Genomic DNA, 20,478 nt, shown 5'->3' with positions numbered 1-20,478 from the left:
TCGCTGTTGCGAACAATCGTTTAAGAGCGGTCTATCCAAAAAACAGCCTGTAAAGTCGATAGAACGTCATGACAGACAAGACACCCTTCTACATCACCACCGCGATCTCCTATCCTAACGGCAAGCCGCATATCGGCCATGCCTACGAGCTGATTGCGACGGATGCCATGGCACGCTTTCAGCGCCTGGATGGAATGGATGTTTTCTTTCTGACCGGCACCGACGAACACGGCCAGAAGATGCAGCAGACAGCGAGGGCGGAAGGCATTTCGCCGGAAGAGCTGGCGCAGCGCAATTCCGACCAGTTCCGCGAGATGGGCAAGCTGCTCAACGCCTCGAACGACGATTTCATCCGCACCACGGAAGAACGTCATCACGAGACCTCGCGCAATATCTGGAACCTGATGGCCGACAGCGGCGACATCTACAAGGACAGCTATGCCGGCTGGTATTCAGTGCGCGACGAGGCCTATTACGGCGAGGACGAGACGGAAGTGCGCGCCGACGGCGTTCGCTATGGGCCGCAGGGCACGCCCGTCGAATGGGTCGAGGAGGAGAGCTATTTCTTCAAGCTCTCCGAATATCAGGACAAGCTGCTGAAGCTCTACGAGGAGAACCCGGATTTCATCGGTCCCGCTGAGCGTCGAAACGAGATCATCTCCTTCGTCAAATCCGGCCTCAAGGACCTGTCGATTTCCCGCACGACATTCGACTGGGGCATCAAGGTTCCTGATGATCCGAAGCACGTCATGTATGTCTGGGTCGATGCGCTGACCAACTACATTACCGCTACGGGTTACATCGAAGACAAGAACGGTCCGCGCGCAAAATATTGGCCGGCCGACGTGCATATCATCGGCAAGGACATCATTCGCTTCCACGCGGTCTATTGGCCGGCTTTCCTGATGAGCGCCAAGCTGCCGCTGCCCAAGCGGGTTTATGCGCACGGCTTCCTGCTCAACAAGGGCGAGAAGATGTCGAAGTCGCTTGGTAACGTCGTCGATCCGGTCAATCTGGTCAACCATTTCGGTCTCGATCAGGTCCGCTATTTCTTCATGCGCGAAGTCTCATTCGGCCAGGACGGCAGCTATAGCGAAGAGGGCATCGCCACCCGCATCAACGCAGATCTTGCCAATGGCATCGGCAATCTGGCCAGCCGCTCGCTGTCGATGATCGTCAAGAATTGTGACGGACAGATCCCGACGCCCGGGCCGTTGACCGATGAAGACAAGGCGATGCTCGCCTCCGCCGATGGGCTTCTGGCACTCTGCCGTGAGGAAATGGGCAAGCAGCTCATCCATCGCGCGCTTGCAGCCATCATCGCCGTCGTTTCGGAAACCGACCGCTATTTCGCGTCGCAGGAGCCGTGGGCTTTGAAGAAGACCGACCCAGAACGCATGGGCACCGTGCTTTACGTGACGGCGGAAGTCGTCCGCCAGATCGGCATTCTGTTGCAGCCCTTCATGCCGGGATCCTGCGAGAAGCTGCTCGATCTGGTTGCTGCCCCTGCCGACAAACGGGATTTTGCCGCACTCGGCGAAGCCGGACGTCTGGTTCCGGGAACGCCGCTTGAGGCACCGAAGCCGGTCTTCCCGCGTTACGTCGCACCGGAAGCGTGAAGGCGACGACCATGCTGATCGATACGCATTGCCATCTGGATTTTCCCGATTTCGAGGCTGAGCGCGACGATATCATCGCCCGCGCCCATGCTTCCGGCGTTGCCCAGATGGTGACGATCTCGACCCGGGTGCGCCGTCTGCCCGAGCTTCTGAAGATTGCGGAAAAATACCCGTCGGTTTTCTGCTCGGTCGGCACGCATCCGAACAATGCCGACGAAGAACTCGACATTTCGGCCGACGAGCTTGTGCGGCTTGCCGAGAGCCACGACAAGATCGTGGCGATCGGCGAGGCGGGGCTGGATTATTTCTACGACACGCAAAAGCCGGAAGACCAGAAGACCGGCCTCGTTCGCCACATCGAGGCGGCGCGGAGAACCAAGCTTCCGCTCGTCATCCACAGCCGCAGCGCTGATGAGGACATGGCTGCGATTCTGCGTGAAGAAAGCGACAAGGGTGCTTTTCCCTTTATCCTGCACTGCTTTTCCGCAGGTCCCGATCTCGCCAAAACCGGCGTCGAACTTGGCGGTTACGTATCCTTTTCCGGCATTCTGACGTTCCCGAAATCGCAGGATATCCGCGATATTGCAGCCACCGTGCCGCTCAACCGTCTCTTGGTGGAAACGGATGCGCCTTATCTCGCGCCCAAGCGTTGGCGCGGCAAGCGCAATGAGCCTTCTTATGTGGTGAACACGGCGGAAGTGCTGGCCGAGGTACATGGCATCTCGTTCGAGCGCATGGCCGAAATCACCACCGAGAATGCTTTCCGCTGCTTTTCGAAGATGACAAGGGTGTAGGCGTGGCAATCTACCGTCGCCGCTTTACGGTTCTCGGATGTGCGTCGTCTCCCGGCGTACCGCGCATCAACGGCGACTGGGGCGCCTGCGATCCTGAAAACCCCAGGAATCGGCGTACTCGTGCGGCCTTCATGGTGGAGCAGATCGGACCCGATGGCGGTAAGACCACCGTCGTCATCGACACCGGGCCTGATTTTCGCGAGCAGATGATTGCCGCCAAAGTGGAGGCAGTCGATGCGGTTCTATACACTCATGCCCATGCCGACCATTTGCACGGTATTGACGATCTGCGCATCTATTTCGCCATTCAGCAGAGCCGCATTCCCATCTATGCCGATCCAGTCACCATGGCGCGCATCTGGGATGGTTTTGCCTATTGCCTGGAAACGCCTCCGGGCAGCAATTATCCGCCGATCGTCGAGCCGAGGATCATCGCCGACATCGACGCGACCCTGATCATCGACGGGCCAGGCGGGGCGATACCTTTCAACGTGCACATGCAGCAGCATGGTGACGTGCACTCGCTCGGCTTTCGGATTGGCGATGTTGCCTATTGCACCGATGTCAGCGATTTTCCGACCGAAAGCGTGCCCAAGCTTGCCGGTCTCGACGTCCTCGTCATCGATGCGCTGCAGCACCGTTATCACCCCAGCCATCTCTCGCTCGAACAGGCGCTCGGCTGGATCGATAGATTTGCACCAAAAAGGGCGATCTTGACCCATATGCACATTCCGCTCGATTATGACACGGTGATGCGCGAAACGCCTGATCATGTTGAACCGGCTTACGACCAGATGCGTTTCGAAGTCGAACTCGAGATTGAAGCGCCCTAATACCGCCTGAAAAGGAACAGCATGTCGACCCGGCCTTTCCGTGCACCCAGTATGGCGAGCTTCTTCGACAATCTGCGCTCCAGTCGCCTGCGGGCGATGTTCCGGCGCGGCGAGCTGGGGCTGGTGGCTCTCGCCGTCCTCATCGGCATTGCGGCCGGCCTTCTGGTGGCGCTGATCGGCGGATTGAGTACGGCCCTGCATGTGCTGGTCTTCGGTGTCGAGCGGCTGAGCAGCAGTGAACTCTCCGGCTGGATCGTGCTTACCGGGCCGGTCATTGGCGGCATCGTACTCGGCCTGATCCTCTTCATTCTTTCGAAAACCCGCAAAAAGCCGATGGTCGACCCTATCGAGGCGAATGCGCTGCATGGCGGACGCCTTTCTCTGACGGACAGCATCATCGTCTGCGTGCAGAACATCGTCTCAAACGGTTTCGGCGCATCTGTCGGGCTTGAGGCAGGCTATACGCAGATCGCCAGCGGTGTGGCCTCCAAGATCGGCATCAAGCTGAAGCTGAGACGAGGAGACATGCGCATCCTCGTCGGCTGTGGTGCTGCTGGTGCCATTGCCGCTGCCTTCAACGCGCCTCTGACCGGGGCATTCTATGCCATAGAACTCATCATCGGCACCTATACCGTCGTGACACTCGCGCCGCTCATTGTCTCGGCGCTGGTGGCCAGCATCGTGGCAGGGCTTATCGGCGGACATGGTCTGTCCATCGATATCTACGATGCCAGCCGTGTGACGCCTCCGGATTATGTACCGGCCATCTTTCTCGGCGTGGTATGTGCGTTTATCGGCATCGTGCTGATGCAGACGGTCTCCCTTATCGAGGAGACGGCCCGCAAAAGCGCCATTCCCGGCTGGCTGCGTCCAACAATCGGTGGCGTGGCGGTGGGCGCACTTGCGCTGATTTCACCGCAGGTCCTGTCGAGCGGCCACGGTGCGCTCCATCTCAACATCGATGCCGATCTGACGATATACGGGCTGGCCGGGCTTTTCCTGCTGAAGGCTGCGGCGAGCGCTATTTCCATCGGCTCGAATTTCCGCGGCGGTCTGTTTTTTTGCCTCGCTGTTCATGGGGTCGCTGGTCGGCAAGATTTTCGCACTCTGCGCACCCTATATCGGCTATGGCTCGACAGCACCCGTGGTCTACGCCGTGGTCGGCATGAGTGCTTTTGCCGCCGCCATTATCGGCGGTCCTCTGACGATGACGTTTCTGGCGCTGGAACTGACCGGAGACTTCCAGATCACGGCTTTGGTGCTGGCGGCCGTCATCACGACATCGCTCGTGGTACGCACCACCTTCGGTTACTCCTTCGCCACCTGGCGTTTTCATCTGCGGGGCGAAAGCATCCGCAGCGCCCACGATATCGGCTGGATCCGCGATCTGACGGTGGGCAAGATGATGCGCGCCGATATTCGCAAGGCTAATGTCAGCATGGGACTTCCGGCCTTCAAGGAGAAGTTTCCGCTAGGCTCGACGCAGCGGGTTATCATGACACATGATGACGGGCGTTATGCCGGCATGGTCCTCGTGCCGGAAATCTACGCCGATCCGATGGATCGCGATCCCTCCAAGATCAGCCTCGAGACCTACCTCAATTACAAGAACGACGTGCTGCTGCCGGCGATGAACGCACGTCAGGCGGCGGCAGCCTTCGATGCTACCGAAAGCGAAGCTCTGGTTGTCGTCAACGACAAGATCGAAAACCGACCCGTGGGCCTGCTGACGGAAAGCCATACGCTGAGGCGGTATAGCGAAGAGCTCGAGCAAAGGCGCCGGGAGGCGTCAGGAGAGTTATAAATCACATCAGGAAACTGCACTTATATCTTGAAATATATAGGTTTATTATGATCTATATCTCGGGACGACAGACTTCTGATTTTCCAGCGATGTCGCATGGGCTAACTTGGCATCACATTGTGAAGCAAGCTGTCATTCGCCGCAGCGGATGCGATTTGAGTACTCAAAGGAATAGACCATGGATGGCGGCAACTTCGATCTCAAGGAGGAAATCCGCGATTATTGGTCGAAAAGATCAGAGACTTTCGATCTGGCCTTTGGACACAAGATAGCAGCTGGCGCCGAGGCCAATGCATGGCAGAAGCCGATCCGCGACCTGATGGGACCTGAGCCGAAACATATCCTTGAACTGGCCTGTGGCACCGGCGAGGTGACGCGGCTTATTCATGATCTCGGCCACGAGGTCACGGCACTCGACTTTTCAGAAGCGATGTTATCCGTAGCGCGCGCCAAACATGCGGGAAAACCAAGGCTACGTTTCGTGATGGCGGATGCCGAAAACACCATGGAGCCGGATGCGTCCTATGATGCGATCATTTGCAGGCATCTGGTCTGGACACTGACGCAGCCTGAGGAGACCTTCCGCGAGTGGTTCAGGCTGCTTCGTCCGGGCGGTCGGCTCTTGTTTTTCGATGGTGACTGGGCAACGCCAAAACCGGCAGGGCGTCTCGCCAGCCTTTTGATCCGGCTCATCGATCTTTCGGTGGGGGCCGACAAGAATTACGATGGTGCCCAAAGCAGCCATCATGCCGCTATCATGAAGGCGCTTCCGTTCGGGCAGGGGTTGCGCCCGCAGATGCTGACGCCGCTCCTGATCGCCGCCGGCTTTACCGGCATCGAACTGCACTCACATGCCCCGATTGCGAGAGCGCAGCGGAAAAAACACCAACCTGCGCAACAGGCTGCGAACTTTCGTCTACCGTCGTTTCATCCTGACCTGCCGCCGTCCTTGAAACGGGACTGGTAATGGGAAACGGGAAAGGTGAGGGGCCGAATGTGAAATCACACAACCACAAACTCAGCGGTCCTTTACAATAGCACCACCCGAGAAATGGTCGCGGTACCAGGGCAGAAACCATATTGCGAGCGGGCCGAAGACCATGCGATAGAGCGCTTGCGTAAAAGTCAGTCTTTCGCCGGTGCGCCGGACGACCTTTAATCGCATTAGCAGTTTTCCGGGAGTTGCCATGAAGGCGCTGCTTTCGAAGGCCGGGAAATAGCAAAACAACACGGATGCCAGCCATAAAAGCGTTACGCCCATCAGAGGTGTCGGCGGTTGCCCCGCTGGAGCGTCCATATACTGCGGTAGCCACTCTGCGGCGATGAATGTCGGTGCAAACGCCACACTGATGAGCAAGATGAGATCGACTATTCCTGCGACGATGCGTTTGAAGACCATGTTTCATCCCTGGACGTGAATCTGACTCGAATAAGATGATTGTACAAGCTATCTACAGAAAACACCCGAAAGCGCTGTCATTCTTTCCAAGCGCCTCTGACGCAAGGAAACGAGCTCCATGACTGCTCCACTCGTCATCTACGCGGATGGTTCATACGACCCCGTTGCAGTATCGGGAAGCTGGGCATTCATCGTGTTTGAAACCGAGCGGCAGATCCATGCTGCGCGAGGAACGGAAATCGGACTTACGAACAATTCGTTTGAAGTCATGGCGGTCATGAATGCACTTTTATGGCTCGATGCACAGGCTCCAGGTCGGCCAGCCAAGCTCTGGACAGACTCCGCTCACGTGATGGAAGGTTGCCATCGCTGGCGCGAAATTTGGCGTAGCAACGGGTGGAAACGCATCAATCCAGATTCGCGAAAACGCAAACGAAAGATACCAGATGGCGGTCTGTGGCAGAATGTGGATCGTTTGCTCCTTTGTAATCCGAACGTGGAGATAGCGTGGTGCAAGGGACACTCCGGTATAGCCGGGAACGATCTCGCGGATACTTTGGCCCGTACCAAGATGGTGGATGGGGGCAATTAGTCTCACGCCAACCGGTCTATAGACGCACGCCAGCAGCTTGTTCTTGTTGAAGTAGCGGAGCCTCAAGCTGTCCGCACATGAACAAAATTTGGGCGCTGTCGGCCCTGAAATCCACGCCAGTATGATGCCGCTGTTCCTCCTTAAATTGCCGTCCCATCTCTCCGCCAAGGGTCTGCAATTTGCTGTGGCAACGGGTGCATAAAAAATCCCAGCTGGGTTGACTCATTTATGAAACCGGTTACATTCCCTCATGTAAACGGTTTCATCGGTTAAAAACCGTGCTTGGAGGAGCAAATTTTCATGTTTAAACATTTGATGGCTGCTGCCGCTATGGTGCTGGCGGCGGGCACGTCCGTGCATGCTCAGGAACAGAGCTTCAAGATCGGTCTTTCCAATTCTTTCGTCGGCAGCGAGTGGCGCACGCAGATGATCGAGGAAGCCCAGGCTGCCGCAAAGGCGTGGGGCGAAAAGGGCGTGAAGGTCGAAGTCGTCGTTCAGAGCGGTAATGTCGATGTGCAGGGGCAGATCGGCCATATCCGCAATTTCATGAACCAGGGCGTTGATGCGATCCTCATCAATCCCGGCAGCCCGACTGCCTTTGATCCGATCTTCGCTCAGGCGAAGGCACGCAACATTCTCGTCATCGCAACCGACGCGGAAGTGTCCTCTAAGGACGCGATCTATGTCGGCATCGACCAGAAGGCCTGGGCGGCACAGTCCGCACAGTGGCTTGCGGATTCGCTGAAGGGCAAGGGAAGCGTCGTCGCGATCAACGGTATCGCCGGCAATCCCGCCAACGAAGCCCGCGTCGCCGGTTACCGCGAAGTGTTCAAGAAATATCCTGATATCAAGGTGCTGAACGAAGCCAATGCGAGCTGGGATCAGGCGCAGGGTCAGCAGGCAATGCAAAACCTTCTCGCCACCTATCCCGATATCAGCGGTGTGTGGGTGCAGGACGGCATGGCCGATGGCGCATGGCGCGCAATCGAAGCCGCCGGCAAGACCAAGGACATCGCCGCGACAGGTGAAATCCGCAAGGACTTCATGACGCGCTGGGAGAAGGAAAAGTTCAACTCCGGCGCCTCCGTCAATCCTCCGGGTGTCATGGCCAGCGCGCTCAACGTTGCGGTTCTGAAGCTGCAGGGCAAGGAATTCAAGGACGGCATTTTCGGCGGTACCTACGGCAACGCCATCTATATTCCGATACCCTTCGTGAGCAACGACAACCTCGCGGACAACATCAAGTCCGCCGAAGGTAAGCCGGGCTATTGGTCTGTCACGGCAACCGTGACGCCGGAACAGGCTGGCGAGTTCTTCAAGTAAGATCAGTCTCGGGCTGGCCGCAAACGCCAGCCCGAAACCTGAAATTCGAATGTGGACCGCGTATTGCGCGCGTCCGCCAGTGACGAAGCACAATGACAAGTAAAATTCGGGGACATGCGATGGCGAACGCTCTGGAAGCGGCCGGCATACAGAAGAATTTTGGCGCCGTGCGTGCGCTTTCCGACGGCAGGCTGACCGTTGGTCGCGGTGAAATTCACGCGTTGCTCGGTGCGAATGGTTGCGGCAAGAGCACGCTCTGCAAGATCGTTGCAGGTGCGGTCGCGCCGACCAGCGGCACCATCCGGTTCAACGGCGAAAACGTGCGCTTCAAAAGCCCGCGTGACGCCGAAAATGCCGGCATTGCGCTGTTTTATCAGGAGCTAAGCCTCATTCCGCAGCTTTCCGTCGCTGACAATATTTTTCTCGGTCGCGAACCGAAGCGCGGCGTTTTTGTCGACAGCAAGGCCCTGAAAGCCGAGGCGCGCAGGCTGATCGCGCTGTTTGACGGTGTTGCCGGCACCGGTCTGGAGCCGGATGCGATCGTCGGCAATCTGCCGCCCGATCAGCGCCAGCTCGTCGAAATCCTGAAAGTTTTCGCCCAGAATGCCAGACTCATGATCATGGATGAGGCGACAGCGGCCCTCGATGGCCGCCAGTCTGAGCGTTTTTTTGAGATACTCAGAGCCAAGAAGGCGGACGGTATCTCCACCATCATGATTTCCCACCGGCTCGATGAGGTTTTTGCTGTCTGCGACCGCATCACCGTCATGCGTAACGGTGCGACCATTTCGGAACTCGACACCGCCGCTACCACCCGCGAGGCCGTGGTGCATGACATGGTCGGCGATGTCCGCGCCGCGCCTGCCCGCCAGCAGGGACGCGCAGGTTCAGCGCCCAGCCTGAAGGTGACGGACGTTGCGGGCGAGGGTGTTCGCGGTGTCAGTCTTGAAGCCTATCCGGGTGAAATCGTCGGTTTGGCGGGATTGCAGGGGCAGGGCCAGTCGGCCTTGCTGAAGGGCCTGTTCGGCGCAAGCCCCTTTGCCGCCGGGCAAATCCAGTTCGAGGGCCGTGATGTCGCCATCGGCAAGCCTTCGCAGGCGGTTCATAACGGTTTTGCCTATGTGTCGGGCGACCGCGGACGTGATGCCTCGCTTCAGGGCCGGTCGATCTTCGAAAATCTTGTTGCAGCTCTGATGGTGCGCGAAAAGATGAGACTGGTCCGGCCCGCGACGCTGAAGCCGCGTGTGCAGAAGGTCGCGGACGACATGAAGACGAAGTTTGCTGGCATGGATATGCCGATAGGCACGCTCTCAGGCGGCAACCAGCAGAAAATCTTCATTTCCCGCTGGCTTGCCACCGCACCGAAACTGCTGCTGCTCGATGATCCGACCAAGGGTATCGATCTTGGCGCCAAGGCCGATCTCTTCGCGCTTATGCGCCAGCAGGCTGACGCGGGCGCGACCATTCTTCTCTATTCCTCGGAAGATGCGGAAATCCTCGAATATGCCGACCGCATTCTCGTCTTCAACGGCGGACGCATTTCTGCGGAGCTGACCGGAGCCGACATGACATCCGTCAACATGACCCGCGCCGCCTATGGAGACGCCGCATGAATTCCCTCGGTTTTATGCGTAAGCAACCCTGGATCATAACTCTTGTGGTTTTGGCCGTTCTCATCGGCGTCAACACGTTTCTGCAGCCGTCTTTCGTGCAGCCGGCCGTATTGCAGTCGAACCTGACGACATTTCTTCCCCTTATCCTGGTCGCCATCGGTCAGACCTATGTCATTCTGGCGGGGGATATAGATCTGTCGGTCGGAAGCATCGTAGCGCTCGCCAATGTCGTTACCGTCAGCGTCATCGCTGCACTTGGCGGAACGGCAGGTGCCGTCTTCGCAGGTATGGGAGCGGGAGTTGCGGTTGGACTGATCTGTGGGCTGGTCAACGGCCTGTTCATATCCGGCCTGCGTTTCCAGCCCATCGTCACCACATTCGCGACGGGCATCATCTTTGCCGGTCTGGCGATCTGGGTTCTGCCGCAGGCCGGTCTTCCCGTGCCGGAAGCCTATTGGCAGACCTATTCCGGTAGTTTCATCGGTTTGCCTTTCGTGCTGTGGATGCTGTTGGCTGGTATTGCCTTTACGCTCGTTGTGTCGCGCATTCCGTTTCACGTGCATTTGTTGGCCGTGGGCGGCAATCGCACGGGCGCTTTCCAGACGGGCCTGCGCCTCTCCGGCATTCGCATTGGCGCCTACATGATTTCCGGTCTGTTTTCGGCGCTCGCAGCGCTGTGCCTGACGGGCGAGACCGCCTCCGGCGACCCCTTGCTCGGTGCAAGCCTGGCGCTCTCCTCCATTTCGGCGGTCGTTCTTGGCGGCACAGCACTTTCCGGCGGGTTCGGCAGCTCGACAGGATCGATCGCCGGCGCGCTGGTGCTGGGCATGATCGGCAATGTGATTTTCTTTGCGGGCTTGCCCTTCGAGTACCAGACATTGGTGCAGGGGTTGATCGTGCTGACGGCACTTGCCGGTGGCGTTCTGGTGACGAGGCGTTGAGATGACAAATTCCGGTTTGAAAATCAAATCCATCATCACCGATCCGCTGACCATTGCGATTGGCGCGTCAGTCTTCCTGCTGCTGGTCGGCGAACTGTTGTCGCCCGGCTTCGCACAGGGGTCGCAGATCGTGCGGCTGCTGACGATCGCCGCCATTCTCGGCATCGTCGCGGCGGGCCAAAATCTTGTGATCCTCGGCGGACGCGAAGGCATCGATCTGTCCGTCGGCGCGATGATCTCGCTCGGCGCGGTCCTTGCCGGTAACATGATGAACGGACAGAATGTCGGAATACCGCTCGCCATACTGGTCGCAGGTGGCATTCCCTTCCTGATCGGCCTCATCAATGGCCTCGGCATCACCTTCGTGCGCATTCCGCCGCTGGTCATGACACTCGGCATGACAGCGGTGATCCAGGGCGGGCTTGTGGTCTATTCGCAGGGCGTTCCATCAGGTGCGGCGGCGCCCCTCCTGGCGGGTTTCATCAACCGGCCTCTCGTTTTCGGTATTCCCGGCGTCCTCTTCGTCTGGCTTGGCATTGCCGCGATCATGCTGTTCGTGCTGCGCCGCACGGCCTTCGGCTTCTCCATTTACGCCATCGGCTCCAACGAGCGGGCGGCGACGTTGGTCGGATTGCCCGTGTCTTTGATCCGCACGCTGCTTTACGGCCTGTCCGGCCTGTTTGCCGGTCTGACCGGGGTCTGCGTGATCGGTTATACCGGCACCTCCTTCATTTCTGTCGGCGACCAATATGTCCTTCCATCGATCATCGCTGTTGTCATCGGCGGCACTTCGCTTGCCGGTGGTGCGGGCGGATATATCGGAACCATGGCCGGGGCAGTTGCGCTCACCATTCTGCAAAGCGTACTGATAACGCTCAACCTCGATGTATGGGCCCGGCAGATCATATTCGGTGTCACGTTACTTGCGCTGATGCTGCTTTATGGCCGCCAAAAGCAGTTGCGTGTGTGACAGATGAGCAAAGACCAAGGTTCGAATATCAGGGAAGTTGCAGCTCTCGCGGGCGTTTCGATCGCGACCGTGTCACGGGCGCTGCAACAACCCGACAAAGTCCGCCCGGAAACGAGGAAGAAGGTTTTCGATGCCGTCAGGCAGGCGAACTTTGTTCCCAACGCCCAGGCCGCAAGCTTCAGGCGTCAATCCAACAATACCGTCATTCTTCTCGTTCGCGATATCGGCAACCCGTTTTATCTCGAGATCTACAAGGGCGTGGAGGAAGCGGCGGGGGAGGCGGGCTTCAAGGTGCTCATGGGCGACGCCCGTAACGACGAAAACCGCGTGGCGACACATATCGACATGGTCAGGCAGAAACATGCTGACGGCCTCATCCTGATGACCGGCCAGTTTCCTTCAGAGCTTCTCGGTCAGGGTGACGCGCTGCCGCCGATCGTCATCGCTTCGGAAACCGTGCCAGGCATCGCGCTGCCCACCGTCAAGGTCGATAACCGCGCCGCGTCCAAAAATGCCGTGCATCATCTGATCGAAGCAGGGCACACGAAGATCGCACATCTCGCCGGACCTTTTCCGGAAAGTCTGGCACAGGAGCGTTTCGAGGGCTACCGCGACGCGCTTGAGGAAGCGGGTATCGGTTACGCGGATGAACTCGTCGTGACAGGCGATTACAGCATCGAAGCCGGTAGACAGGCGATTGCCGGACTTCTCGAAAACGGCATTTCCTTCACCGCCATCTTCGCCTCGAGCGACCAGATGGCGATTGGCGCGATCAGCGAGCTGCGCGGGCGCGGGCTGTCCGTGCCGACCGATGTCTCGGTCATTGGCTTCGACGATATAATTTTCGCCAATGCCTTCGAACCACCGCTAACGACAGTGCGCCAGCCCCGGCAGGAAATGGGCCGCAAAGCCATGGCGCTGATGGTCGACCGGCTTAATGGCAAACGCACGGCCGAAACCATCGTGCTGGATACGGAACTGGTGGTGCGCGGCTCGGTCGCGCCCTGCCGTTCGCCGCACCGGTAGCGGCCAGACTGTGAATGCAAGGAGTGTAAGGACATGAAGACGATCAAAGGCCCGGCAATTTTCCTCGCGCAATTTGTCGGGGACAAGGCACCCTTCGACACGCTCGACAATCTCGGCCAATGGGCGGCTTCCCTTGGGTACAAGGGCATTCAGGTGCCGACCGATCCCAAGCTCTTCGATCTTGAGAAAGCTGCCGCTTCCAAGGCTTATTGCGATGATATCAAGGGACGTCTGGCCGAGACAGGCGTCGAGATCACCGAGCTTTCAACCCATATTCAGGGCCAGCTCGTCGCTGTTCATCCTGCCTATGACAAGATGTTCGACGGTTTTGCGCCCGCCGAAATGCGCGGCAAACCGCAGGCGCGTCAGGAATGGGCGGTCAACCAGCTGAAGTGCGCGGCGAAAGCCTCGCAGCATCTGGGCCTCAAGAGCCATGCGAGTTTTTCCGGCGCGCTGGCGTGGCCTTTCGTTTATCCGTGGCCGCAGCGCCCCGCAGGTCTTGTCGAAATGGCCTTTGCTGAACTCGGCAAGCGCTGGACGCCCATTCTCGATACATTCGAGGAGAATGGCGTCGATCTCTGCTACGAGCTGCATCCCGGCGAAGACCTGCATGACGGCATTACCTTCGAGCGTTTTCTGGAGGCGACCGGCAATCATTCCCGCGCCAACATCCTTTATGATCCCTCGCACTTCGTGCTTCAGGCGATGGATTATCTTGATTTCATCGATATCTATCACGAGCGCATACGGGCCTTTCACGTCAAAGACGCCGAGTTCAATCCGACCGGCCGGTCCGGCGTCTATGGCGGTTATCAAGGCTGGGTCGACCGGCCGGGGCGCTTTCGCTCACTCGGCGACGGGCATGTCGATTTCGGCGCGGTGTTTTCCAAGCTCACCCAATACGACTTCGAAGGATGGGCCGTGCTGGAGTGGGAATGCGCGCTGAAACACCCGGAGGACGGGGCGCGTGAAGGTGCCGGCTTCATTGAAAATCACATCATCCGCGTGACTGAGCGGGCTTTCGACGATTTCGCTAAAAGCGGCGTCGATGATGCCGCCAACCGTCGCCTTCTCGGGCTTTGAAAGGGATAGACATGTCCTCCACAACAGCAAGATTTAATAGCCGCCGCATTCGTCTCGGCATGGTGGGTGGCGGTCAGGGTGCCTTTATCGGCGCGGTGCATCGTATCGCCGCGCGGCTCGACGACCGTTACGAATTGGTCGCCGGTGCGCTTTCCTCCGACCCGGCACGCGCCAGCGCTTCGGCAACCCTGCTAGGCATAGCGCCCGAGCGGTCCTACGCTTCGTTTGAGGAGATGGCGTCGGCCGAGGCCGGTCGTGAAGACGGTCTCGAGGCGGTCGCCATCGTCACTCCCAATCACCTGCATTTCGCCCCGTCCAAGGTCTTTCTCGAATCTGGCATCCATGTCATCTGCGACAAGCCCGTCACCGCGACGCTGGAGGAGGCCAAGGAGCTGGCGAATATCGTGAGGGCATCCGACAGGCTGTTCATCCTCACGCATAATTACACCGGCTATGCCATGTTGCGGCAGATGCGGGAGATGGTGGCCAACGGTGCCATCGGCAAGCTGCGCCATGTCCAGGCCGAATATGCGCAGGACTGGCTGACCGAAGCGGTCGAAAAGACCGGCGCAAAGGGAGCGGAATGGCGCACCGATCCGAGCCGCTCTGGCGCGGGCGGGGCAATCGGCGACATCGGCACCCACGCTTTCAACGCCGCCGCCTTCGTGACCGGTGAAATTCCCGCGAGCCTCTACGCAGATCTCACTTCCTTCGTTCCGGGCAGGCAGCTGGATGACAGCGCCAATATTCTGCTGCGTTACGAAAGCGGCGCGAAGGGCATGCTCTGGGCAAGCCAGATCGCTGTCGGCAATGAAAACGCCCTGTCGCTCAGGGTCTATGGCGATAAGGGCGGCCTTGAATGGCACCACCGCGTGCCGGACGAGCTGTGGTTCACACCTTACGGCGAGCCCAAGCGGCTGATTACGCGCAATGGCGCGGGCGCAGGCGCTGCCGCCAACCGCGTCAGCCGTGTGCCATCAGGGCATCCGGAGGGATATCTCGAGGGTTTTGCGACGATCTACCGTGAAGCCGCAGACGCAATCATCGCAAAAAGGGAGGGAAAAGCAGCCGCCGGGGATGTGATTTATCCCGGCATAGAGGACGGCCTTGCGGGTCTCGCGTTCATCGATGCGGCCGTGCGGTCCAGCCTGACCTCGTCCTGGGTAGAGATCGACATATAGATCACTGGATATCGGGGACTGACGACGCAGGGCATCGGAGGTTGTGCTCAGCATTACCTAATTGTTCGGAAGAGCACGGGCAGGCGTGTCGTCATATTGATCAAACGGAAAGGGAGTTACGCGTTTGAAAACGTTCAAGTCAAAATTCGCAAAGATGGCATTCGTCGTCGGACTGGCGGCCGGTATCGCAAATCCGGTTTTTGCCGATGACAGCAAGACGCTGCCGATTGCCGCGCAGATGTACACACTGCGCAACGCCGGAACGCTTGAAGAGCAGCTTGCCATCCTCAACCGCGCGGGCGTTTCCGCCGTGGAAACGGTGGATATGCAGAAGGTCAGTGCCAGCGAGCTGAACGCGCTTCTGGAAAAGCACAAGATCAAAGTCATTTCCTCGCATGTGCCGATCGACAAGCTTCGCGGCAACCTCGACGAGGTCATCACCGAGCAGAAGGCTGTCGGCAATCCGGTCGTGACCGTGCCGTTCCTCAAGCCCGAAGACCGCCCTAAGGACGCCGCAGGCTGGACAGCCTTCGGCAAGGAACTTGGCGGATATGCCGACAAGCTTTCCGCGGCTGGCCTCTCCATGGCCTATCACAACCATGATTTTGAAATGGTCAAGTTCGACGGCAAGACGGCGCTTGAACTGCTGCTCGACGCCGCAGGTCCGAAACTGCAGAGCGAACTCGACGTCGCCTGGGTGGCGCGCAGCGGCAATGATCCGGCTGAGTTCCTCGGCACTCTGAACGGTCGGGTTTTTGCAATCCACGCCAAGGACAATGCACCGGCCGGCACGGCCGAAAACGAGCGCGGCTTTGCAACGATTGGTACCGGCGTTCTCGACTGGAAGACGATCCTGCCCGCGGCCAAACATGCCGGCGCACAGTGGTTCATTCTTGAACACGACCTTCCGCTCGATGCCGAGGCGGTCGTGACCAAGGGCAACGCGTTCCTGAGCGAGCGCCTGCCGACCATTCAGTAAACACTGCCAGTAAAACCAGAACCGCACCCCGGCGGCCGGTTTCGCCGGGGTGCATAAGGTTCGACAGACGCATGATGAGGTTTCCGCCGCGTTGCGACGGGGAGCGCATTGTCTCGTCGACTTTTTACCCAAGTACCAATCGGAGGAGTTATCATGGCGGACAATCATTATGATGCGATTGTTGTCGGTTCAGGCATAAGTGGAGGCTGGGCTGCAAAGGAACTCACGGAAAAAGGCCTGAAGGTTCTGCTGCTGGAGCGCGGCAGAAACATCGAGCACATTACCGATTATCAGAATGCCGACAAGGAAGCCTGGGACTATCCCCATCGCAACCGCGCCACGCAGGAGATGAAGGCGAAGTATCCGGTTCTCAGCCGCGACTATCTGCTGGAAGAGGCGACGCTCGGCATGTGGGCCGACGAGCAGGAAACGCCCTATGTCGAAGAAAAGCGTTTCGACTGGTTCCGTGGTTATCACGTCGGCGGCCGTTCGCTGCTGTGGGGACGCCAGACCTACCGCTGGTCGCAGACCGATTTCGAGGCCAATGCCAAAGAAGGGATCGCCGTTGACTGGCCGATCCGTTATCAGGACATTGCTCCCTGGTATGATTATGTCGAGCGTTTCGCCGGCATTTCCGGCAGCCGCGAGGGGCTGGACATTCTTCCTGATGGTGAATTCCTGCCGCCTATTCCGCTGAATTGCGTTGAAGAGGATGTGGCACGCCGGTTGAAAACCGCCTTTAAAGGCACGCGCCACCTCATCAATTCGCGCTGCGCCAACATCACCCAGGAACTTCCCGATCAGGAGCGCACGCGCTGCCAGTTCCGCAACAAGTGCCGGTTGGGCTGTCCTTTCGGGGGCTATTTCAGCACGCAGTCATCGACCCTGCCGGCGGCAGTCGCCACCGGAAATCTTACGCTCAGGCCTTTCTCCATCGTCAAGGAAATCCTTTACGACAAGGACAAGAAGAAGGCTCGCGGTGTCGAGATCATCGATGCCGAAACGAACCTGACCTATGAATACACCGCCGATGTGATCTTCCTCAACGCTTCGACGCTCAACTCTACCTGGGTTCTGATGAACTCGGCCACAGACGTGTGGGAGGGAGGGCTCGGCAGCAGCTCGGGCGAACTCGGCCACAATGTGATGGACCACCATTTCCGCATGGGCGCCACCGGCGAGGTGGAAGGTTTCGAAGAGTTTTATTTCAAGGGCCGCCGCCCGGCGGGATTTTATATTCCCCGTTTCCGCAACACCGGCGACGACAAGCGGAACTATCTGCGCGGTTTCGGTTATCAGGGATCCGCCAGCCGTTCGCGCTGGGAGCGGGAAATCGCCGAACTCAACATCGGAGCCGACTACAAGGAAGCGCTGACCCAGCCGGGCGCCTGGACTATCGGCATGACCGCCTTCGGTGAAATGCTGCCTTATCACGAGAACCGCGTGAAGCTGGACCACGACAAGAAGGACAAATGGGGCCTGCCGGTCCTGTCGATGAATGTCGAGATGAAGCAGAACGAACTCGATATGCGCGAAGACATGGTCAATGACGCAGTCGAGATGTTCGAAGCGGTCGGCATCAAGAACGTCAAACCGTCGAGGGGCAGCTATGCGCCGGGCATGGGCATCCATGAAATGGGTACGGCCCGCATGGGACGCGACCCCAAAACTTCCGTGCTTAATGGCAACAACCAGGTCTGGGATGCGCCGAACGTCTTTGTCACTGACGGTGCCTGCATGACTTCGGCCTCCTGCGTCAACCCGTCGCTCACCTACATGGCGCTGACGGCGCGTGCCGCGGAATTTGCCGTTTCCGAACGCAAGAAGGGGAACCTGTGATGAACAGACGTGAACTGCTGAAACTGATAGCCATTGCCTCCGGTCTTCCGCTGATCGGCGCTGACGTGGTCAATGCGGCGGAAAACGCCGCCAAGCCCTCCGGCGACGTCCACGTGTTCAGCCCGGAGGAAATCCGGCTTCTGGACGAGGTGGCTGAAACGATCATCCCTCGCACATCCACCCCGGGTGCGAAGGACGCTGCCGTTGGCGCATTCATGGCAGTCTATGCGGCCGATTGTTACACGGGCGAACAGCGGAAACTCTTCCTCTCCGCGATGGCTGACATCGAAAACCGCAGCCGAACGGAATACAAGAAGGCGTTTCTGGAGCTGACGTCGCAGGAGCGGCAGACGCTGATTTCTGCACTGGACAAACAGGCTCGGGCGGAACAGACACCGACCGCACCGCATCCCTTCACACTCGTCAAGCAGCTGACGCTGCTCGGTTTTTTCACCTCGAAGATCGGCGCCACCGAGGTTCTCGTTTACGACGAAATCCCCGGCGGCTTTGAGACCTGCGTTCCCTACAAGAAGGGTACGCCCGCCTGGGGCACGACCTGAATTGAGAACAAGCCGCCCGCCTGCATTCGCAGGCGGGCGCGTTCATACGGCAGAACAAGGATGACACGATGCGCAAGAGAATGATCATCACGGCGGCAATGCTGGCAGCAAGCGCCATTCCCGCTTTTTCAGAGGGCGATGTTGCCAAGGGGGAGGCGGCCTTCAAGCGCTGTTCCGCCTGTCACGCCATCGGCGAGGGCGCGAAAAACAAGGTCGGCCCGCAGCTTAACGGGATCATCGGCCGCACTGCGGGTGGCGATCCGGACTATAATTACTCGAATGCGATGAAAAAAGCAGGCGGGGAAGGGCTGGTGTGGACACCGGAGGAACTGCGAGACTTTCTCAGCGCTCCCAAGAAGAAAATCCCCGGAAACAAGATGGCCTTGGCGGGCATCAGCAAACCGGAAGAACTGGATAATCTTATCGCCTACATCGAAAGCGCGTCTTCGAAACCAGCCGAATGACAGCACGCCGTTTATCGAACATCAAAACTCCCGCAGTTTTGAGACGATGACCACGACTTTACCCCAGCATATCCTGCGCGCCGAAGGCCTTGCCAAGGAATTGCCAAGGCCTTCCGGCGTTGTCTTCAAGGATGCATTTGCGCTACTCAAACACCGGTTCTCAGGGGTCGGTCCGTCCTTCCTGCAGGCTCGACTTTTCGAACGACTTGTCCTGATGGAAGCCCAGTTTGGCCAAGCCGTTTTTCACCTCCGGCGCGTTCATGAATAAATCCCAGATCAGGCCGCTGCGATAGTTTTCCATCATCGCAACAACAGGCCCTTGATTGATCGCAAGATGCGTTCCGGACACCCAGCCGGTTGAGGGCTGGAATGAATCCATGAGGCCAAAGCGGCCGATGAGTGCACCATTGTTCCATTGCAGAAAACGCAACGCCGCCTCGCGTGAGCGATGAGAAAAGAAGGGCATGCTAGAGAGGGCTGCCGTTGTCGCAATGATGCCGTCATCGTCGGTCGGAGAGTTTACGACATAGCCCTTTGGCCCATCACACGCAGACAGACCCCACCCGGCCTCACTTGGGTAGCGCGTGCGGCAGTAGCGGTAATTGATCATGCAATGCGCGTGAACCTGCTCCAGATAGTCGTGACAATAAACATCGCCGAGACCGCGCGGATCGAGTGTGCAGAAGGAATAGTGCGACAGGAAAAGCGGTCCTCCATACGGCTGGCCAAGCGGCAGCCGAACACCGAGATACATCGATCCGTTCCGGATTTCGCCATCGCTTGCCCATCCGGAATGATAAGACTCGGCGCTGATTGCATGCGTCGTTGAACCCGCCGCGAGCACATAACAGACGAGGGCCTCGTTCCAGCCCACAATCGGCAAGTTTTTCGCCCAGGCATACCGACGGCTCCAATGCCAGAACAGCGGCCCGGGCTTTCCCCTGGTAAACCAGCCCCACTCCACCGTCTCGACGATTTCATTTATGGACCGGCGTAAATCGATTTCGGAGGATGTCTGCGCGCCAAAAAACTGTCTGACGCAGATCAGCGCCTGAACCAGAAGAGCGGTTTCAACGAGATCTCCGCCGTCGTCGAATTTCGCGAAGGGTATCGTTCTTCCACTGGACGCATCGATGAAGTGAGGGAAGGCGCCATGAAAACGCTTCACACTTGCCAGCGATCTCAACATCCGGCTCGCCCGCGCGATGGCTTCCTGTTCGGTTATCCAAGAACGGCGGACACCAACGATGAGCGAAAGAAAACCAAACCCGATACCGGAGACCGACGCGATTTCATGGATCGAGAGACCATCGGATCGCATACGATCCCGCGGTAGGCCACTCTCCGGGTGGCTCCCGGACCAGAAATATTCAAAGGTGTTGCGATGCAAACCATGAAGTTCAGCAGGTAATTTATCCGTCAATTCCAACCTCAGGGACCAGCGGCAATCAGTCTGCA

General features: G+C 58.5%; 17 protein-coding genes and 2 pseudogenes. 17 read left to right on the top strand and 2 right to left on the bottom strand.

Annotation, left to right across the window (positions count from 1 at the left end):
* Window positions 1-68: 68 nt before the first annotated feature.
* From metG to RBH71_RS19695, 5 genes and pseudogenes are all read left to right on the top strand, one after another.
* Window positions 69-1,619 (top strand): methionine--tRNA ligase, encoded by a 1,551-nt coding sequence (gene metG / locus RBH71_RS19715; RefSeq protein WP_003515246.1) that lies wholly within the window; start codon window positions 69-71, stop codon window positions 1,617-1,619.
* A gap of 11 nt (window positions 1,620-1,630) precedes the next feature.
* A complete protein-coding gene (locus RBH71_RS19710) occupies window positions 1,631-2,413 on the top strand; it encodes a TatD family hydrolase (protein ID WP_003515245.1) in 783 nt (260 codons plus the stop codon).
* 2 nt (window positions 2,414-2,415) lie between these two features.
* Window positions 2,416-3,246 (top strand): MBL fold metallo-hydrolase, encoded by an 831-nt coding sequence (locus tag RBH71_RS19705; protein ID WP_035252107.1) that lies wholly within the window; start codon window positions 2,416-2,418, stop codon window positions 3,244-3,246.
* 21 nt (window positions 3,247-3,267) lie between these two features.
* Window positions 3,268-5,050, top strand: a pseudogene (locus RBH71_RS19700) (chloride channel protein).
* Window positions 5,051-5,228: 178 nt separating this feature from the next.
* Window positions 5,229-6,003 (top strand): annotated as a pseudogene (locus RBH71_RS19695) (class I SAM-dependent methyltransferase).
* 65 nt (window positions 6,004-6,068) lie between these two features.
* Here RBH71_RS19695 and RBH71_RS19690 read toward each other — a convergent pair.
* On the bottom strand, window positions 6,069-6,449 hold the full coding sequence (locus RBH71_RS19690) for an RDD family protein (RefSeq protein WP_003515241.1): 381 nt from the start codon (window positions 6,447-6,449) through the stop codon (window positions 6,069-6,071).
* Between the two features lie 118 nt (window positions 6,450-6,567).
* Between RBH71_RS19690 and RBH71_RS19685 the strand changes: the two genes are divergently transcribed.
* The 12 genes from RBH71_RS19685 to RBH71_RS19630 all read left to right on the top strand — a co-directional run bounded on the left by RBH71_RS19685 (window position 6,568) and on the right by RBH71_RS19630 (window position 19,020).
* The gene (locus RBH71_RS19685; RefSeq protein ID WP_003515240.1) at window positions 6,568-7,041 is read left to right on the top strand and encodes a ribonuclease H family protein; all 474 of its coding nucleotides are present in this window, start codon (window positions 6,568-6,570) and stop codon (window positions 7,039-7,041) included.
* A gap of 300 nt (window positions 7,042-7,341) precedes the next feature.
* A complete protein-coding gene (locus RBH71_RS19680; RefSeq protein WP_003515239.1) occupies window positions 7,342-8,364 on the top strand; it encodes a substrate-binding domain-containing protein in 1,023 nt (340 codons plus the stop codon).
* Between the two features lie 119 nt (window positions 8,365-8,483).
* On the top strand, window positions 8,484-9,977 hold the full coding sequence (locus tag RBH71_RS19675; protein ID WP_003515238.1) for a sugar ABC transporter ATP-binding protein: 1,494 nt from the start codon (window positions 8,484-8,486) through the stop codon (window positions 9,975-9,977).
* Window positions 9,974-10,918 carry an ABC transporter permease gene (locus tag RBH71_RS19670; protein ID WP_003515237.1) on the top strand — a complete coding sequence of 315 codons (945 nt, stop codon included), beginning with the start codon at window positions 9,974-9,976 and terminating at the stop codon, window positions 10,916-10,918. Before RBH71_RS19675 ends, RBH71_RS19670 begins: the two co-directional genes overlap by 4 nt.
* A 1-nt stretch (window position 10,919) precedes the next feature.
* Complete coding sequence (locus RBH71_RS19665) at window positions 10,920-11,888, top strand: ABC transporter permease (protein WP_003515236.1); 969 nt, start codon at window positions 10,920-10,922, stop codon at window positions 11,886-11,888.
* 3 nt (window positions 11,889-11,891) lie between these two features.
* Window positions 11,892-12,914 carry a LacI family DNA-binding transcriptional regulator gene (locus tag RBH71_RS19660; RefSeq protein ID WP_003515235.1) on the top strand — a complete coding sequence of 341 codons (1,023 nt, stop codon included), beginning with the start codon at window positions 11,892-11,894 and terminating at the stop codon, window positions 12,912-12,914.
* A gap of 33 nt (window positions 12,915-12,947) precedes the next feature.
* The gene (locus RBH71_RS19655; protein ID WP_003515234.1) at window positions 12,948-13,997 is read left to right on the top strand and encodes a sugar phosphate isomerase/epimerase family protein; all 1,050 of its coding nucleotides are present in this window, start codon (window positions 12,948-12,950) and stop codon (window positions 13,995-13,997) included.
* An 11-nt stretch (window positions 13,998-14,008) separates the two neighbouring features.
* Complete coding sequence (locus RBH71_RS19650) at window positions 14,009-15,178, top strand: Gfo/Idh/MocA family protein (protein ID WP_003515233.1); 1,170 nt, start codon at window positions 14,009-14,011, stop codon at window positions 15,176-15,178.
* A gap of 124 nt (window positions 15,179-15,302) precedes the next feature.
* Window positions 15,303-16,157, top strand: coding sequence for a sugar phosphate isomerase/epimerase family protein (locus RBH71_RS19645; protein WP_003515232.1), 855 nt, complete (start codon window positions 15,303-15,305; stop codon window positions 16,155-16,157).
* A gap of 153 nt (window positions 16,158-16,310) precedes the next feature.
* Window positions 16,311-17,996, top strand: coding sequence for a GMC oxidoreductase (locus tag RBH71_RS19640; protein ID WP_003515231.1), 1,686 nt, complete (start codon window positions 16,311-16,313; stop codon window positions 17,994-17,996).
* Window positions 17,996-18,556 (top strand): gluconate 2-dehydrogenase subunit 3 family protein, encoded by a 561-nt coding sequence (locus RBH71_RS19635; protein ID WP_003515229.1) that lies wholly within the window; start codon window positions 17,996-17,998, stop codon window positions 18,554-18,556. Before RBH71_RS19640 ends, RBH71_RS19635 begins: the two co-directional genes overlap by 1 nt.
* Before the next feature lie 68 nt (window positions 18,557-18,624).
* Window positions 18,625-19,020 carry a c-type cytochrome gene (locus RBH71_RS19630; protein WP_003515228.1) on the top strand — a complete coding sequence of 132 codons (396 nt, stop codon included), beginning with the start codon at window positions 18,625-18,627 and terminating at the stop codon, window positions 19,018-19,020.
* Window positions 19,021-19,180: 160 nt separating this feature from the next.
* Here RBH71_RS19630 and RBH71_RS19625 read toward each other — a convergent pair whose 3' ends face one another.
* Window positions 19,181-20,341 (bottom strand): glucoamylase family protein, encoded by a 1,161-nt coding sequence (locus RBH71_RS19625; protein WP_003515227.1) that lies wholly within the window; start codon window positions 20,339-20,341, stop codon window positions 19,181-19,183.
* Window positions 20,342-20,478: the final 137 nt, after the last annotated feature.

The organism is Rhizobium sp. AN68 (assembly GCF_030758035.1).
GTDB classification, from domain to species: Bacteria; Pseudomonadota; Alphaproteobacteria; order Rhizobiales; family Rhizobiaceae; genus Agrobacterium; species Agrobacterium tumefaciens.
The sequence above is the reverse complement of the archived record's forward strand: the minus strand, read 5'-3'. Positions and strand labels throughout refer to the sequence as shown.

Bases quoted from the DNA above. Each gene is read 5' to 3' on its own strand.
- metG (WP_003515246.1), top strand. From the start codon at position 69: ATGACAGACAAGACACCCTTCTACATCACCACCGCGATCTCCTATCCT.
- RBH71_RS19710 (WP_003515245.1), top strand. From the start codon at position 1,631: ATGCTGATCGATACGCATTGCCATCTGGATTTTCCCGATTTCGAGGCT.
- RBH71_RS19690 (WP_003515241.1), bottom strand. From the start codon at position 6,449: ATGGTCTTCAAACGCATCGTCGCAGGAATAGTCGATCTCATCTTGCTC.
- RBH71_RS19685 (WP_003515240.1), top strand. From the start codon at position 6,568: ATGACTGCTCCACTCGTCATCTACGCGGATGGTTCATACGACCCCGTT.
- RBH71_RS19680 (WP_003515239.1), top strand. From the start codon at position 7,342: ATGTTTAAACATTTGATGGCTGCTGCCGCTATGGTGCTGGCGGCGGGC.
- RBH71_RS19675 (WP_003515238.1), top strand. From the start codon at position 8,484: ATGGCGAACGCTCTGGAAGCGGCCGGCATACAGAAGAATTTTGGCGCC.
- RBH71_RS19670 (WP_003515237.1), top strand. From the start codon at position 9,974: ATGAATTCCCTCGGTTTTATGCGTAAGCAACCCTGGATCATAACTCTT.
- RBH71_RS19665 (WP_003515236.1), top strand. From the start codon at position 10,920: ATGACAAATTCCGGTTTGAAAATCAAATCCATCATCACCGATCCGCTG.
- RBH71_RS19660 (WP_003515235.1), top strand. From the start codon at position 11,892: ATGAGCAAAGACCAAGGTTCGAATATCAGGGAAGTTGCAGCTCTCGCG.
- RBH71_RS19655 (WP_003515234.1), top strand. From the start codon at position 12,948: ATGAAGACGATCAAAGGCCCGGCAATTTTCCTCGCGCAATTTGTCGGG.
- RBH71_RS19650 (WP_003515233.1), top strand. From the start codon at position 14,009: ATGTCCTCCACAACAGCAAGATTTAATAGCCGCCGCATTCGTCTCGGC.
- RBH71_RS19640 (WP_003515231.1), top strand. From the start codon at position 16,311: ATGGCGGACAATCATTATGATGCGATTGTTGTCGGTTCAGGCATAAGT.
- RBH71_RS19635 (WP_003515229.1), top strand. From the start codon at position 17,996: ATGAACAGACGTGAACTGCTGAAACTGATAGCCATTGCCTCCGGTCTT.
- RBH71_RS19630 (WP_003515228.1), top strand. From the start codon at position 18,625: ATGCGCAAGAGAATGATCATCACGGCGGCAATGCTGGCAGCAAGCGCC.
- RBH71_RS19625 (WP_003515227.1), bottom strand. From the start codon at position 20,341: ATGCGATCCGATGGTCTCTCGATCCATGAAATCGCGTCGGTCTCCGGT.